The organism is Wolbachia endosymbiont (group B) of Ablattaria laevigata (assembly GCF_964277395.1).
Classification (GTDB): domain Bacteria; phylum Pseudomonadota; class Alphaproteobacteria; order Rickettsiales; family Anaplasmataceae; genus Wolbachia.
Genome location: NZ_OZ195519.1, coordinates 748,349 through 764,972 on the forward strand (window position 1 = coordinate 748,349; position 16,624 = coordinate 764,972).

General features: G+C 34.6%; 13 protein-coding genes and 4 pseudogenes. 12 read left to right on the forward strand and 5 right to left on the reverse strand.

Annotation, left to right across the window (positions count from 1 at the left end):
• Positions 1-47 precede the first annotated feature (47 nt).
• Positions 48-914 carry a hypothetical protein gene (locus tag ACICP1_RS03490; protein ID WP_395461087.1) on the forward strand — a complete coding sequence of 289 codons (867 nt, stop codon included), beginning with the start codon at positions 48-50 and terminating at the stop codon, positions 912-914.
• A 260-nt stretch (positions 915-1,174) separates the two neighbouring features.
• Positions 1,175-2,304: pseudogene (locus ACICP1_RS03495) on the forward strand (IS256 family transposase).
• A gap of 14 nt (positions 2,305-2,318) precedes the next feature.
• Here ACICP1_RS03495 and ACICP1_RS03500 read toward each other — a convergent pair.
• Positions 2,319-3,035 (reverse strand): hypothetical protein, encoded by a 717-nt coding sequence (locus tag ACICP1_RS03500; RefSeq protein ID WP_395461088.1) that lies wholly within the window; start codon positions 3,033-3,035, stop codon positions 2,319-2,321.
• Positions 3,036-3,196: 161 nt separating this feature from the next.
• Between ACICP1_RS03500 and ubiH the strand changes: the two genes are divergently transcribed.
• The 5 genes and pseudogenes from ubiH (at position 3,197) to ACICP1_RS03525 (ending at position 8,106) form a co-directional block, all read left to right on the forward strand.
• Complete coding sequence (gene ubiH / locus ACICP1_RS03505; RefSeq protein ID WP_264686456.1) at positions 3,197-4,366, forward strand: 2-octaprenyl-6-methoxyphenyl hydroxylase; 1,170 nt, start codon at positions 3,197-3,199, stop codon at positions 4,364-4,366.
• Between the two features lie 45 nt (positions 4,367-4,411).
• Positions 4,412-5,033: pseudogene (locus ACICP1_RS03510) on the forward strand (IS6 family transposase).
• Between the two features lie 101 nt (positions 5,034-5,134).
• Positions 5,135-5,413: pseudogene (locus ACICP1_RS03515) on the forward strand (lipase); the annotation flags it as partial.
• A gap of 104 nt (positions 5,414-5,517) precedes the next feature.
• Entirely contained in the window at positions 5,518-6,837 is a 1,320-nt protein-coding gene (locus ACICP1_RS03520; RefSeq protein WP_395461089.1) for a dihydroorotase, read from the forward strand.
• Positions 6,838-6,921: 84 nt separating this feature from the next.
• Positions 6,922-8,106, forward strand: coding sequence for a ribonuclease D (locus ACICP1_RS03525; RefSeq protein ID WP_264375319.1), 1,185 nt, complete (start codon positions 6,922-6,924; stop codon positions 8,104-8,106).
• Here ACICP1_RS03525 and coaE read toward each other — a convergent pair.
• Positions 8,096-8,674: a dephospho-CoA kinase gene (coaE, locus tag ACICP1_RS03530; RefSeq protein ID WP_265042287.1), complete on the reverse strand. Its 579-nt coding sequence runs from the start codon at positions 8,672-8,674 to the stop codon at positions 8,096-8,098. The two genes, ACICP1_RS03525 and coaE, sit on opposite strands and share 11 nt — an antisense overlap.
• Positions 8,675-8,808: 134 nt before the next feature.
• Here coaE and ACICP1_RS03535 point away from each other — a divergent pair, with 134 nt between their 5' ends.
• From ACICP1_RS03535 to metG, 3 genes are all read left to right on the forward strand, one after another.
• Positions 8,809-10,212 carry an NAD(P)H-dependent flavin oxidoreductase gene (locus ACICP1_RS03535; RefSeq protein ID WP_265042286.1) on the forward strand — a complete coding sequence of 468 codons (1,404 nt, stop codon included), beginning with the start codon at positions 8,809-8,811 and terminating at the stop codon, positions 10,210-10,212.
• Between the two features lie 81 nt (positions 10,213-10,293).
• Positions 10,294-11,214, forward strand: a complete 921-nt coding sequence (locus tag ACICP1_RS03540) for a hypothetical protein (RefSeq protein WP_395461090.1) — start codon at positions 10,294-10,296, stop codon at positions 11,212-11,214.
• A 370-nt stretch (positions 11,215-11,584) separates the two neighbouring features.
• Entirely contained in the window at positions 11,585-13,114 is a 1,530-nt protein-coding gene (metG, locus tag ACICP1_RS03550; RefSeq protein ID WP_353281907.1) for a methionine--tRNA ligase, read from the forward strand.
• 133 nt (positions 13,115-13,247) lie between these two features.
• Here metG and ACICP1_RS03555 read toward each other — a convergent pair.
• From ACICP1_RS03555 to ACICP1_RS03565, 3 genes and pseudogenes are all read right to left on the reverse strand, one after another.
• Positions 13,248-13,869 (reverse strand): annotated as a pseudogene (locus ACICP1_RS03555) (IS6 family transposase).
• A gap of 299 nt (positions 13,870-14,168) precedes the next feature.
• Complete coding sequence (locus tag ACICP1_RS03560) at positions 14,169-14,534, reverse strand: transcriptional regulator (protein WP_319803547.1); 366 nt, start codon at positions 14,532-14,534, stop codon at positions 14,169-14,171.
• A gap of 1 nt (position 14,535) precedes the next feature.
• Positions 14,536-15,081: a helix-turn-helix domain-containing protein gene (locus ACICP1_RS03565; protein WP_265042172.1), complete on the reverse strand. Its 546-nt coding sequence runs from the start codon at positions 15,079-15,081 to the stop codon at positions 14,536-14,538.
• Positions 15,082-15,210: 129 nt separating this feature from the next.
• Between ACICP1_RS03565 and ACICP1_RS03570 the strand changes: the two genes are divergently transcribed.
• Entirely contained in the window at positions 15,211-16,131 is a 921-nt protein-coding gene (locus tag ACICP1_RS03570) for an Rpn family recombination-promoting nuclease/putative transposase (protein WP_395461307.1), read from the forward strand.
• A 130-nt stretch (positions 16,132-16,261) separates the two neighbouring features.
• A complete protein-coding gene (tnpA, locus tag ACICP1_RS03575) occupies positions 16,262-16,513 on the forward strand; it encodes an IS200/IS605 family transposase (RefSeq protein WP_395461091.1) in 252 nt (83 codons plus the stop codon).
• The last annotated feature ends 111 nt before the right edge of the window (positions 16,514-16,624 follow it).

Here is a 16,624-nt window from a genome sequence, read left to right on the forward strand (position 1 = left end):
CTTGTATATTAATATTAGTATAGTTTTTAAATTAAGGAGTATATTATATGGCAAAATATAGTAATAATTCGAACGATCAACCAAGCTATTATAATCTAAGATCAAATTTTGACCTGTTCAATTCACTACCAAAAAATTCGGAAAGTCAATCGAGTTACGACACACAGAATACAGTATGGAAAGTACACAGGAACCAGCCACAAAATTCAGAAGGTCAATTGAGTTCTGAAACTTTAGCATATGGTGTGAGTGATACATTAGGAGGCTGGTTGGGCATAGATAAAGCAGCAAAAAAAGCAGCAGAACAAGTAATATCTAAAATGGGTAACGATTTAAAACTAGAAGCTAGAAAAGCAGCTCAAGATGAAGTAAAAAAAATAGAAGGAAAAATGCTAACTTTAGCTGAAGAGAAAGCTAACAAAATAGCTACCGAAAAAGCTAATCAAATAGAAAAAAAAATATCGACTTCAATTGATAAGACAGTAAAGTCAGTAGAAGCAAACGCTGAAAAAGCAGCAAAAAATGCAGCTGAAAAAGCAGTGAAAAAAGTAGGACCAGAAGTTGCAGATTTGCTAAAGCCAGAAATAAAAACTCAGGTAGAAGAAGAAGTAAAAAAATATACTGAAGAAAAAATTGAAAGCCTTATAAAACCTGAAATTACAAGCAAAATAAATGATCTTGTCACTTCACAAAACAAAGAAGTAAGGAAGCTTTTAGAAGATGAAATGAATAAATTAATCGAAGATGCACATAAAAATTTGAATGAGAAAATAGATCAGATTAAATGTGAACTTATAGAAGTAAAATCTAATCTCTTAGAAGCTAGTGCAAAAAGTTTCTATGAGAGCACAAAATTATTGTCGCTTATGGCAGAAAATGAAACATGTGAAAACCAAGATTTAGTGTATTTTTAATCACAACAGGGGTTTTATATAAGGTTTTTATGGGTTTTTTAACCCATAAAAACCTTAGGATAAATGAAGAGAAAAGTATCTGTTAAGTTGCATGGCTACTGTGCAAAATATTGAAGCAAAAAGGTTTCATCCCAGTGCTTACTACCTTGTCATCCCAGTGCTCAGAAACTGGGATCCATTGTTCCTTTCGGGAGTGTTAAATAAACTGTGTCAAACCGAGAAGTAAAGTAATAAATTGATAAAAAAATGGAGGTTTGACAATGAGTCAAGCAAACACAACTACCGGTTTGGTAGACTATAAAGAATTAGAAACAAATATCTTATCATCTATACGAGAAGGAAGACCATTGACAGGAAGAGATGGAGCATTAACACCATTTATAAAAAAACTGCTAGAGGGAAGGCGAGATAGAAAACCATTTGTCGGCTGAAAGCAAAGAAAACAAACGAAGAAATTCAAAGACTTTACGGACAAGTATTTGAACTATTGACACCAAGAGATAGAGAAGGAAGTTTCGAGCCACAAGTAGTCAGAAAAAGGCAAACAAACCGAACTTGAAGCAAAGGTTTTAAGTACATATGCCAGTGGCATGGGATATAGCATCGCATGTAGAAGAAATATAAAATATCTGCAGCAGAGATATCAAGTATTACTGACAAATTGTTACCGGTAATCAACGAATGGCGCAGTCGTCCGCTGCAATCTGTATATCCAATAGTGTTCATGGTTTTTTAAGGTCAAGGAGGACGGGCATTGTGTAAGCAAATGTATGTATAACATATTAGCAAAATGGCAGAAAAGAAGTTTTGGGTTTTTATTTGGCTGAAAGTGAAGTTCTGGTTGGGAGTACTAAATGACCTAAAGGAGAGAGGAGTAGATGATATTCTGATAGCTTGTGTTAAAAAGCTTTCCTACAGCTATAAATAGCGTATTTCCTAAAGCAGAAATGTATAGTACATCAGATAAGAAATTCACTGAAATATGTATCGAGCAAAAGTTTTCATGAATGATTTGAAAAAAACATATCAAGTAGAGAAATAGCCGAGAATTATTTACTTGAACTGGAGGAAAAATGGGGAGAAAAATATACTTTAGTTTTGGGAGAATAATTGGGAAAATCTGTCTAGTTATTTTAAATATTCCGGCCCTGTAAGAAAGTTAATTTATACCACAAATCCTATTGAAGGGTTACATAGACAGATCAGAAAATTTACTAAAACTAAGGGCTCATTTACTAGCACAAATGCCTTGTATGAATAGGTATATTGTGCTATAAAGAAGGCAGGAGAGAAATGGACTATGCCTATACATGATTGGGCTTTTACTATCTCTCAACTTGATATCTTTTTTCCTGGTAGGTTAAAAATCGAGTTGACACAGTTTATTTAACACTCCCTATTTCTCTAAAAAATACTATCTTCAACTTGAATATGTTGAAAAATATTTTGCGTATTATCCAAAAAGTCATCCTTTATAGCAGCTAGCTCGGATTGTTTTTGAGATAGATTATCTTCTATTGTTCTATTGAAACAATCAAGATCATTGCACTTTAGTTGAGAGCGCATGTCTCCATTTTCATATAAACCTCGTATAACGTCATAATATGCTCGAGTTTCATCAGTTTCTGATTCTGGTTTTTGCTTTTGTTTTAATATTGCCTTTAATTTCGAATCTATGTCTAATTCTTTTTTTATAGCTTCGTCTAATTCTTTTTTTATAGCTTCAGTAGCATTTTTATAATACTCTTCATGATACTTTTCATAATACTTTTCATAATCTTCAAAATTCTTTAATATTTTGCCTTTTAACTCTTCTTGCGAATCTTTGCTTTTTAACGTTTCTTGCAAATTTTTGTCTTTTAACAACTCGTTAGCGTGAGATTTTTCAATTTTTTGCTTCCATTCATCATACGTATATTTACCACGTTGTGTATCTTGACACTCGCCTCCTACATTAAATAGTTCTTCATTACAGATTGTATTACCCTGATAAAAGTAATCGCTTATATTGATTTTATTATTGCCAGTTATGATTTGTTCAATTGCTTTTTTGTTGTTTACAATTTCTTCTCTGTACCTAGAAGTGCAATTTGATAATTCTTCTTTGCAATCTGTAGTCATAAGCTGTTTCCTTTAATAAAATAAAACCTATTTTAGCATAAAATAATTAATACTTTATTACTAATCTGAGGTATACTAAGGTAGTGATAAGAAGTCCAGCATCTACGAAGTTTGTTTAAACTATTTTCAAAACGAATAAAATGTAATTTTAGGTAAATAAAATGAATTACGATGTAATCATTTCAGGTGGTGGGCTAATTGGTCTTATTACTGCTATTGGCCTGAGTAATGACTCTGTATCTGTAGCCGTAATTGAGAAAAATAGTTTACCACGTGCAGTTGATGATAATCGAGCATTTGCTATTTCTCAAGGGTCAAAAAAAATACTAGAAAAATTAGGAATTTGGCAGTTCTTAGAAGATGAAGCTGAACCAATACTTGATATATGCATATTAGATGGAGATAGCCCATTTACTGTTCATTATGACCATAAAATGGTTGGTGAAGAGCCAATGGGTTATGTAATCAAGAGCGCTATTATATGGAATGCAATTAATAATAATTTTTTGCATAAACTCAATATATATTCTCCACGTTTCTATAAAACAATCGCTTGTGACGAAGGATACGTGGAAGTTACTCTTGATAATGATCAAAAATTGATATCATCGCTATTTATCTGTGCTGAAGGTAAAAACTCTAAGCTGCCAGAGTTGTTTTCTATAACAATAATAAAATTTGATTATAAACAAAATAGCATGGTATTTAATGTAAAACATGAACTACATCACCAAAACTTAGCTGTAGAGCGGTTTTTTCCTGGTGGTCCATTTGCAATTTTGCCAATGAAAGGTGGCTATACTTCTTCAATAGTTTGGACAGAAAAATGCGAAATTTCAAAAATGCTGATGAGCTTATCTGAAGAGGAGTTTATCATAGAACTAAAAAAAAGATTTGGTTCTTATTTGGGAGAAATTGAATTAGAGGGTGAAAGAAAATCTTACCCTTTGAGTTTTACTTTTGCGAGAAAGCTTCATAAAAGCAGAATTTTGCTTATTGGCGATGCAGCACATTCAATCCATCCAGTTGCAGGTCAAGGACTTAACCTTGGAATGAGAGATGTAGAGAGTGTTATTAGACAAATAACTGCTGCAAAATCCTCTGGCATTGATGTTGGCAGTAATTATCTATTGAAGAAAATTTCACGTGATAGATACTTTGATAATTTTACTATGGCACTTGCAACTGATGGACTAAATAGAATATTTTCCAACAGAATACTTTGCGTTAAAGTTCTGAGCAATCTTGGTTTAATGGTAGTTGAAAATTCAGATTTTCTTAAAAAACGCTTCATTCGTCACGCTATGGGGTTGGTTCTGTCGCATTTGTAGGGAAGTAGAAAGAAGAATGATATAATTGTCTAAAAAAAAGCAAAGATGTTTCGTATCAATCAAAAATTGTTGCCATATTTCAAAGGATTTAGCTTTTCAGCGGATGTTATCTGTATACATGAAATGTCGATTCTCTTTGAGCTATCGAGATTTGGAAGAAATGATGAGTATAAGGGGAGCAAAATGCTACGTTACAAAGGTGGGTTATCACCACTGATAGATGAGGCAGTAAGGAAAAGAAAGAAGCAGGTTGGTAGTAGTTGGAGAGACTTACATTAAATTAAACGGTAAATGGGTTTATTTATATACTGTAGACTTGTGTGTTAGTAGAGACAAGTCTGCAGCACTTGCATTCTTTCGTAAAGCCTTCAGGAGTAACTATCTTCCTGAGGAAATTGTAATTGATAAAAGCGGCAGTAATACTGCTGCTCTTGATGATTTGAATGCAGAAATTTCTGAAGATTACAGTTCTTCAAATAAAATATCTAAATAATATTGTTGATAGATTTATCAAAAAACTAATAAAGCCAATGCTTGGGTTTAAAAGCTTCCATTCCGCAAAGATTACCATCACAGGCATAGAAAATATTCGTATGATTCAAAAAAGACAAATTATTAAAATAATGTTTCTACTTTTGAGAATTTTGCTATGTTAATGGCTTCATAACTCCTATAATCCCACCTTTTTTCCTATGGTTTATAGATTCGACAGAACCGGAAGGGCAGCTGAATGATACAAGGCAAGGTCTAACTGATGAAGTAACTCAACAGAAACAATCTGAAAGCAAGGATGAAGAGCTAAATGAAAAATTCTTGAAAGCAAAAATTTATAGTAAAAGGCAAGGTAATTATGCTTCTGTTTCTTTTGTATTATCTGGAGCATTTGCTGTTGGTACAAGTCTAACAATGGTTCATTTAGCAATGTGTGTTTCGCTTGCTGTAGCTGCATTAACTTTTCTTGCAGTAGGATGTTACTGTTCTTATAACGCAAATACCGCACTTAATAACGTTGAAATCGAAAATGGTAGTTATAGAATAGCTGCTTGAGTATTAATTTAAATATTCTTTATTGCTAGTTTTATATCATCACTTTAATTTGGTTGTATTTTACTAAAAAAACTTTAGATTTATTTTATAATCGATACTCAAATATGATTTGGAATTTATTGCAGACAGGGCAAAAGGAAGGCTATAAAATTGCGTATACCAATGCTCGTATTATTGACCCGGAAACTAAACTTGATATAAAAGGTTCATTATTGACTGAAGGGGGTAAAATTGTTGATTTTGGCGAATCATTATTTTCAACAAGTGGAGTTGATGAAACAATAGACTGTGAAGGACTTGTTCTAATGCCAGGCCTTATTGACATTCACGTACATTTTCGTGAACCAGGTCAAGAGCATAAAGAAACTATATATACAGGCAGCAAGTCTGCAGCTGCAGGGGGCGTTACAACTGTAGTTTGCCAGCCAAACACTGTTCCAGCAATTGATAGTGTTGTCTTGGCTAAGTATTTGAAATGTAGGGCATTTGAAACTTCGCATGTGAATGTGGAATTTTACGCTAAAATCACCACTTCGGAAGAAAAATTAACTGAAATGGCACTTTTAAAGGAAGCAGGTGCGGTTGGGTTCACCGATGATGGTATGCCAGTTATGAATCCAATGATTATGAGACAGGCACTGCTTTATTCAAGTATGCTTGGTGTTCCTATTGCTCAACATGCAGAAGATTTAAATCTATCTGCTGGTGGCGCAATTAATGAGGGTAAGATTTCTGAAGAATTGGGAGTAAAGGGAATCTTGAGTGCATCAGAATCGGTTATGGTAACTCGCGATATACTACTAATGAAGGACATAGAAAATGTACACTACCATATTTTACATGTCTCTTCAAAAGATTCACTTGATGCTATTAAACGTGCAAAAGATTTGGGATTAAATGTTACATGTGAAGTAACTCCTCATCACTTTACTTTAACTGAAGATATAGTAAAACAACACGGAGCAATCGCAAAAATGAACCCGCCGCTTCGCACTGAAGAGGATCGTTTAGCTATGATTGAAGGTTTAAAGACAGGTGTGATTGATTGCATTGCAACCGATCATGCTCCGCATGATCTTAGTTCTAAAGATCTGCCACTTGAAAATGCTGCATTTGGTATTATTGGCCTTGAAACAATGCTGCCCCTTTCACTTGAACTATATCATAGTGGACAAATGGGTCTACTTGATGTGCTTGCAAAATTGACATATAAGCCTGCAGATATCATACATATGCCACGTGGCCGCATACAGAAAAACCTTGTAGCGGACTTAATTTTAGTTGATTTGGATCATGAATGGGAAATTAAAGTTGACAACTTTGCTAGTAAATCAAAGAATTCGCCTTTCGGTGGACGCAAAGTGAAAGGGCACGTAGTACGTACCGTTGTGTCTGGCAAAACTGTATATTTACAGAAGAGTTAGTTATTATACAATTGTGCTCTCAATTTCAATCAATTGTAAAGATTTAATATAAGTGGTAAAATATAGCCACTGAATAAAAAATATATGCTAATTAGTACGACATCGGAACTGGAAAATGCATGTAAAGAATTGATGGAAAAAGATCCAAAATTTATAGCAATTGACACGGAGTTCATTAGAAATAATTTAACCTACTACCCAAAATTATCGTTAATTCAAATTTCTTACGGAGAGAAGAGTTTTATTGTAGATGCATTAGTGCCAGAAATTGATTTATCATTCATTAAGAAAATGATGCTAAATCAGGGAATAATCAAAGTGTTTCATAGCTGCCGGCAGGATATAGAATCCTTACTCACTGTGTTTAAATGTGTTCCCACTCCTATTTTTGATACCCAAGTTGCTGCTATGTTTTGCCATTATTATCATGACTTTATTGGTTATTCAAAAGTAGTAGAGCAATATCAAGGAATAGCACTGGATAAAATTAAAGCTAAAAATTCAGACTGGTTAAGGCGTCCATTGTCTGAGGATCAACTAGACTATGCAATAAACGACGTGGTATATCTATATGATCTATACCAAATATTGTGCAATAAACTTGAAGAAAGTAATAGGATGAGTTGGTTTCAAGAAGAGATGGAATTATTGGTTGATATAAATAAGTATTTGCATAGTCCAAAAGATGCATGGAGGAGGATTAAATTTAACTATGAAGCAAATCCGAGGCTAATGTTAGTTGTTAAAGCAGTGAGTGAGTGGCAAGAGACTTTAGCACAACGCTATAACATCAATCGTAATAAAGTAATTAATAATGCTGTAATAATTGGTCTTATTGAAAAAAATGTGGAGCGTATTGACGAGGTTTTAGATGATCTTGAGAGGAACACAAAAAATATAAAAGAGGAAGATTTATTAGAATTTATGAATATTTTCAATGAGAATGAGAAGGAGTTTGTGCAGCAAAATTATACTCTGTCAGATAATTATGATAAATCTGTATTTGATATACTCTCGATTATTTTAGAGAGCAAATGTAAGGAAAATAACATATCAAGAAAGTTAGTTTCATCAAAAGATGAGTTAGCTGGTTCAATATCTGGGCAGATAGATAAACTATTCAAGGGGTGGAGATATGATTTTTTCGGTAAGTCAGTTGAATCATTTTTGAACGCAGGCTCAAGGTTTGAGATTTTAATGGTAAAATCTGCTGATAGTACAGCTAAAATTCGGAGTAATCTCGTGAAAAATAACCGTATCACGTGCTGAGGTCTAACGAGTTTATTATGTCTTTCACTTGAGAAAAAACATTTGCGCTGCTATCGATTATGAAGTTACTCATTTGCCTTTTTTCTTCAATAGGTAGCTGAATACTGGACATTAGATTCAGCTTTTCTTTATCCATATTACGCTCACTAATCCTTTGAGCTTGCACAACGCTATCTGCATGGATAAAAACAATAAAATCGCAATACAAATGGAATCTCGTTTCCAGCAGGAGTGGAATGTCTAGAACTAGAAGTTTTCTGTTGTTTTCTTTCTCATGATCAATAAAAAATTCTAATTCATTTCGCACAGCGGAATGTACTAAAGACTGGAATTGCTTCCAATTTTCATCATGTGCTAAAAAATATTTAGACAATACTGTTCTATCAATTTTTCCATTTACTACTACCCCATGAAATTTTTCTTCTGCATAACTTATTATGTTTTTGTCCACTTTATAAAGCTGGTGCACGACAGAGTCGGCATCAAACAAAGCGGCACCAAATTCTTTAAAGCAATTGGCTACAAAGCTCTTTCCAACTGCAATCCCACCTGTTAAACCTATGATCATATAGCAAATTTCTTATAAAACTATATTTATAGCATCTCCTATGCCTATTTAAAACTGAATGCATAGGTATAAAAAGAAAAGCTATTATTTTTTTAGTAATTAAGTAAAATAGAGTGAAAGATTAAGAGGAAATTTTGAAAGATAAGATAAAAAAGATAGTGATTTCAGGGAAAGAAGTGTGGCCAATCATTGAGGGCGGTAAAGGTATTGCAATCAGTGATGGAGGATCAAGTGGGGCATTTGCTGCAGCGGATGCTGTTGGTACGTTTTCTGGTGCAAATGCTAAACTTATCGATGACAATGGCGAGCTGGTACCACTAATTTATAAAGGTAAAACAAGAAATGAAAAGCACGAAGAGTTAATCAAGTATAGTATTGAGGCTGGAGTTAGTCAAGCAAAAATAGCGAATGAAATATCAAAGGGCCGTGGAAGAATACATATGAACGTGCTTTGGGAAATGGGAGCAGCAGAACAAGTCCTTCATGGCATATTAGAAAAAGCAAAAGGCTTAGTTCATGGCATCACTTGCGGTGCTGGTATGCCTTACAGGCTTGGAGAAATTGCAGCTAAATATCAAGTTTATTACTACCCCATTATCTCATCAGCACGTGCTTTTAAAGCGTTGTGGAAACGTGCTTACCAAAAAATATCTTCTTTTTTACTTGGTGGAGTAGTATACGAGGATCCGTGGCTTGCTGGTGGTCACAATGGACTAAGTAATAGTGAAGATCCGGAATTACTACAGGCTCCATTTGAAAGAGTTGCAGAGCTTAGATCTTTCATGAACGAAGTTGGTCTTGCTGAAACGCCAATTGTTATGGCAGGGGGAGTGTGGCATTTGAAGGATTGGGAACATTGGTTTGACAATTTACAAATCGGACCAATAGCTTTTCAGCTTGGTACTCGTCCACTTTTAACAAAAGAAAGCCCGATTTCTACAGAGTGGAAAAAGAAGTTACTTACTTTAGAAGAAGGTGATGTATTTTTAAACAAATTTAGTCCAACAGGGTTTTACTCATCTGCAGTAAGAAATAACTTCATACGTGAGCTACAGGAGAGGAATTCACGTCAAATAAAATTTTCGGAAAGTGCAAGCGGAGAGTTTAATAATGAATTTGCAATGGGTAGCAGAGGTAGAAAGATTTACCTCACTGTAAAAGACAAAGAGCTAGCAAATGCATGGATTAAAGCAGGGTATACAGAGGTAATGAAAACTCCAGATACAACTGTTATTTTTGTGACACCAGGCAAATTTGCGGAAATAAGACAAGATCAAATTAATTGCATGGGATGTTTAAGCCATTGTCTGTTTAGCAATTGGAAAGATCATGGTGACCATTCAACAGGGCGAAAGCCAGACCCACGGAGTTTCTGTATACAAAAGACACTGCAAAACATTGTACATGACGGCAATGTTGAAAATGAACTCATGTTTTCTGGACACAATGTGTACAGATTTAAGCAAGACCCATTTTATGAAAATGGCTACGTACCGACAGTAAAAGAACTGGTGGGAAGGATATTAACTGGGTATTAGGGTATGGTTGAATTGACAAGTAAACTTTACTTTGTTATAATAAATGTTTATTAATTTAACCTTAATTTAGGGGGAACTTTTATGCGTGATAGTGTTTTAAAAAGGTATGCACTTGCCTATATAAAAGAAAATGGCAGTGACAATGGTGTTCAAGAATTTTTATGTTCTTGTGGTATGCAAAATATTGAGAACTGGAGTGATAAAATTTTTGAAGATGCGTATAAGGGATTTAAGCGCAGTAATCCAACTAATGATCAGCACAGTACAGAATATGATAGAAGCAATAGGCAACAAACTACAGGCCCTCAAGTCACGCACGTACATATAAACGATAATAGAGGTTTAGATTTTTGGGATTATTTACTACTTAGCAACCTGTTTGGTGGTCGTACTACAGTTATAAATAACCCTGGTTTTGATACTGTTGGCTACCAAAGCAGAGAAGATAAGAAAAAAGACTCAGAAGACAGCAGGAAATTATTAGCTTTAGGGATAGTAGCTGTAGTTGCGTGTGTTGCTTTCCATGCTTTAATGTGTGTTTGGTACAACAGCAGCGAAAAAACGGCTAGAAAGTCAGAAAAAATAGATTATCTAGATAGTCAACTTAAAATGTTCAGAAATATAGAATTTGCAGTTGGTGCAATTTCTTTAGCAGCTTTGATAGGTTGCGCTATTAACCCAGTCTTACCAGTTTGGGGTTTAGTCATTCTTGGCATTAATTCTCTTGTGTGTCTTGCTGGTGGTGTGGCTTTTCATATGAAGCATGAGAAAGAGTCAGAAAATATTAAGAAGGCTGAAGAAGCGGTAATTAACTATCATAAATCAGGACCTGGATATGATTTGGGAGATTCTTCTCATCGCGAGGCACCACCTCCTTACGATTTTAATACTGCTCCAAGTGCTCCTTCTTATGATGACACCAGACCTGGTGGGTTGTTTTCTCATTCTAATGCGGAAAAACATTCTGGAAATCATGGATATAATATTGATTGTAGAAGGTAAATTGTACAGCAAATAGTGTCATTCCAGTGCTTGACACTGGAATCCAGCTTTTTTGTAATTTTATTGAACATGTTGTATAGTCGTTTGTTTACAATTAATTTTTCTGGATCCCAGTGTCTGGGCACTGGGATGACACTTTTGTGTTTGAGGCAAAATCTGCTATAATATTTAACACACTGCTTTCACAGATGAATGTTTGTACAGTTGTGAAGTTATGGACAACAATATCATAGCAACTCAAACGTAAGTTACTCACATTATACCGCTGCAAAACGCAGCGGTATAATGGCTTTTCAGATTGCTTGTACGATAGGATATATATTGATTTTTATTACTAGTGCAGATACGATAAAGCTTTAAGCACTACAAGATGGAGCAATTTGAGAGCTTTTACATCACTACGCCAATATATTACGTAAACGACAAGCCACATATCGGCCACGCATATACTTCCCTTATCTGTGATGTTACAGCTAGATTTATGAAATTAGCTGGAAAGAACGTCAAATTTACCACTGGTACAGATGAACATGGACAGAAAATTGAAAAAGCGGCTAAGGTAAAGGGAATAGAGCCAAAAGAATTTACAGATGAAATAAGTGTTACGTTCAGAAAATTGGCTGAGCTAATGAACTTTGATTATGATGATTTTATTCGCACCACAGAAGAACGTCATGAAAAAGCAGTTATAGCTCTATGGAATAGGCTTGAAGAGAGAGGGCAAATATATCTGGATTCTTACTCAGGTTGGTATTCAGTTCGTGATGAAGCGTTTTATCAGGAATCAGAGTTGATAGATGGCAGAGCACCAACAGGTGCTGAAGTTCAGTGGATAAAAGAAGAGAGCTACTTTTTTCGTTTGTCAAGTTGGCAAAATAAATTACTAGAGTTATACGAAAATCAGCCGAATTTCATCTTTCCTGAGAGCAGAAAAAACGAGGTGGTATCGTTTGTAAAATCAGGACTTACTGACCTTTCGATTTCTCGTACTAGTTTTAATTGGGGAATAAAAGTACCAGGGAATGACAAGCACGTAATTTATGTTTGGATAGATGCGCTCACTAACTATCTCACATCAATAGGCTTTCCTAATATAGAAGATGAGGAATATAAGAAATTTTGGACAAACTCCTTCAACGTTCATGTGATCGGTAAAGACATATTGCGTTTTCACGCTGTATACTGGCCAGCTATTCTTCTTGCAGCAGATTTACCACTGCCAAAGCAAATTGCAGTTCATGGTTGGTGGCTGAACGAGGGGGAAAAAATATCCAAATCCCTTGGTAACGTTATAGATCCAATTGGTCTGGCAGAAGAGTTTGGTGTTGATCAACTACGCTATTTTCTCCTTCGGGAAGCAAGTTTCGGTCAAGATGGTAATTTCAGTAAGAAGAACATGATCAGCCGCATAAACTCAGAGCTGGCAAACAATATAGGCAATTTAGTGCAAAGAACAATTTCATTTCTGCACAAGCAATGCTTTGGAGTTGTACCAGTGGTCGATCGCAATTTGCTTAAAGATGATGAGAGTTTACCAAATTGCAAAGCCATAATTGATCAAGTAATGGATCATCTATCAAAGTATGAATTTAACCAGATTATACTCCTGATTATCAATATCTCTTCCAAGGCCAATGCTTACATAGATAAAAGTGCACCCTGGACACTCAGTAAAACCGATAGAGAGCGCATGGATCTAGTAATCTACAAATTACTTGAATACATTAGAATGATTGGCATTTTGCTGCAGCCAATTGCTCCAAAGTCAGCAAAAATGATACTCGATCAGTTGCAAATTCCAAAAGAACAACGTGATTTAAAATCTCTGTGCAACGCATGTGTAAGCTTAGGCATTACACTGCCTAAACCTACGCCGATTTTTTTGAGGATCGATATTTAAAGAATCCTTAGTAAGCCGTTACAAGACTAGACTGAGTTGGCCGTTCTGTAGTTAGCCTTTTTAATTCAACAGAGTCAAAAAAAAGGTTCTGTCGAATCTATAAACCATAGGAAAAAAGGTGGGATTATAGGAGTTATGAAGCCATTAACATAGCAAAATTCTCAAAAGTAGAAACATTATTTTAATAATTTGTCTTTTTTGAATCATACGAATATTTTCTATGCCTGTGATGGTAATCTTTGCGGAATGGAAGCTTTTAAACCCAAGCATTGGCTTTATTAGTTTTTTGATAAATCTATCAACAATATTATTTAGATATTTTATTTGAAGAACTGTAATCTTCAGAAATTTCTGCATTCAAATCATCAAGAGCAGCAGTATTACTGCCGCTTTTATCAATTACAATTTCCTCAGGAAGATAGTTACTCCTGAAGGCTTTACGAAAGAATGCAAGTGCTGCAGACTTGTCTCTACTAACACACAAGTCTACAGTATATAAATAAACCCATTTACCGTTTAATTTAATGTAAGTCTCTCCAACTACTACCAACCTGCTTCTTTCTTTTCCTTACTGCCTCATCTATCAGTGGTGATAACCCACCTTTGTAACGTAGCATTTTGCTCCCCTTATACTCATCATTTCTTCCAAATCTCGATAGCTCAAAGAGAATCGACATTTCATGTATACAGATAACATCCGCTGAAAAGCTAAATCCTTTGAAATATGGCAACAATTTTTGATTGATACGAAACATCTTTGCTTTTTTTTAGACAATTATATCATTCTTCTTTCTACTTCCCTACAAATGCGACAGAACCCTTTGTAGTACTCTCTCAATTTCTTCTGTAAGTTTTTTACCATTATTCATAAAATATACTCCTCGTTAATAACAAATTGTTTTTAATTATTTACTGCTGTTTTTTATCAGCATTGGCATAAGGCCATAGCTTTCGAGTGAAGTCAAATCAATTTTTCAATCTTTTTTACTTATTTTTTCATCAAGAAATTAAGATATTAACAGATGCTTATTTTATCTAATTGAAAATTAATTCTTTATGTAAAAGAAGTTGTTACTATTTTAGAAATAACATCAGTAGAAAAACCTAACTTGAGTAAATTATTTGCAACTTTCATTTCCTCTACTTTATCAATCTTCTCTTTGTAAATTTGCTTTCTTTGCAATAAAAATTCTACCCATATATTCAGTTCATCTAGTGATTCTTGATTATCAATTTTTCTATATTCTCTTGCCCAACTTAATAATTCATTTTCTGCTTCACCATCTTTGCAATCATTTTCTTTATATTCCTTTATCAAATCTTCAACATCCACTGATAATTCTCTTGCTATTTTCCATAACCTTTCACTTAAAATCGTAACACTCCCTTGCTCGTAGTGATGTATCTGTGAGGGTCCTATATTAAGCTTTTTTGCTAATTCTTCTTGCGTATAGCCTCTTCCACTTTTTTATCTCTTGTCCTCTGTTTGGCTCGTATCTCTCTTTATCAGCATATTCTTCGGTTGATAAGCCTGTTGCTTGATAGATAATCTCAGTATCAAGCCCTACCTTAACTAGATCCTTTGCAATTTTTATTCTTGCTGCTTTTATATTACTTTCTTCCTCAGTTCGGATAGATTTGGTTAATGCATAAATTGCTTTGCGTCCTTCTATTCTTTTGTATTTTTCTATGAAATTATACATTTCCTGGATCTTAGCTTTATCAAAACAACTGTTTTCTTTTAGTACTTTTTGTCTTGGAAAGAGATTTCTAATAGGGATTGATAACGACTCTGCTAGGATTTTTAGCCTTCCAATTGGAATGCCACATGCTCCTTGCTCATATCTTAGCAGTGTATGATAGTTTATGCCTGCCTTGTCTGCTAAGTTTTTCAGGGTATATTTTTGTTTTAACCTCCAGCTCCTTACTTTTTGTGCTATCTGGTACCTTATCGAGGTATTTGTCATAAATATTATACAGGTTAATACTACCAAATAAAGATATACAAAAGGGATGCTTCTTTCTATGTTTGAATTTTAGTTGAATATTTCTTCACAATTGTGTATAATTATTAATGCTTTTTAAGTGGATTTTCTATAGCTCTCTCAAGATTTTTAGATCCTAAGCTTGATTTAACATTTAAGAAAATTTTTGGTACTGAAAAAAATAAGAATATCCTTATCCACTTTTTGAATGATATTTTGGGGTTTACTGAAATAAATACTATACAAGAAGTTGAATTCCTTAGCACCATTATGGACCCTGAAATTGCCTCTGATAAGCAGAGTATTGTCGATGTTCTGTGCAGAGATTCTACTGGGGCCAGATACGTGATTGAGATGCAACTCGCTCGTGATAAAGGCTTCGAAAAACGGGCTCAATTATATGCTGCTAAGGCTTACTCAAGGCAGGCTGATAAAGGTGGTAAGTACATTGATTTAAAGAAGGTTTTCTTTATTGCTATTTCTAACTGTAATTTATTTCCTGATAAGCTTGATTATATATCTAGCCATACCATAAGAGATGAAAAAACTAACGAGCATGACTTAAAAGATTTTCAATTTATTTTCATTGAGTTACCAAAGTTTCCTAAGAGTAGAGAAGAGCAGCTAGAAAATGTAGTAGATCGTTGGCTATTTTTCTTCAAATATGCAGAAGAAACGACCGATGAAGATTTAAGAAAAATAGCAGAAAAATCACCAATAATAAAGCTAGCATATGATGAGTTAGATAAGTTTCATTGGAATGAGAAGGATCTTATAGCTTATGAAGAAAGGGTAATGGATTTACAGAAAGAAGCTGCTATCTTAGAACAAAAACTCGATGATGCTACTCAAAAAGGCATCCAAATCGGCCATAAAAAAGGTAAAGCGGAAGGTAGGGAAGAGGGCGAAAAACAGGCTAAAATAGCAGTGGCAAAAAATTTACTTGAAGCTGGTGTATCTATTGACTTAATAGCTGAATCTACTGGTCTTCCTCAAGCTGACATTACACAACTTAAGGAAGAAATTTTTTAGTGTCCCCCTTCGGGGATTGTCCCGCCTTGAGGCGAAGGGCAAGTTACAATAGTCGCGTATGCGACGTTATGGGTATAATGCACACTCTAAGTACGATATGAAAGTACACTTGGTATGATATCGCAAAAGGGTGCTAATAGGCCAAATTGCTGTTAGAGTTAGGGAGCTGTTAAGGCAGGTTACTATGGAAAATGAGATCCAAATTATCTCAGGCAAAGTTGCAGTAGATCATATTCATATGTTTATATCATATAAACCACAGCAAAGTGTTAGTAAAATTGTACAACTTTTGAAAGGAACAAGTTCAAGGTTGCTGATGCAAGATTTTGCAAGTCTAAGGAAGCAATTTTGGGGCAGGCACCTTTGGGCACGTGGATATTGAGCCGTAAGTTCTGACAGACGAGGTTATACAAGAGTACATATCTATCCAGGAAGGCGGGAGTGTTAAATAAACTGTGTCAAACCGAGAAGTAAAGTAATAAATTGATAAAAA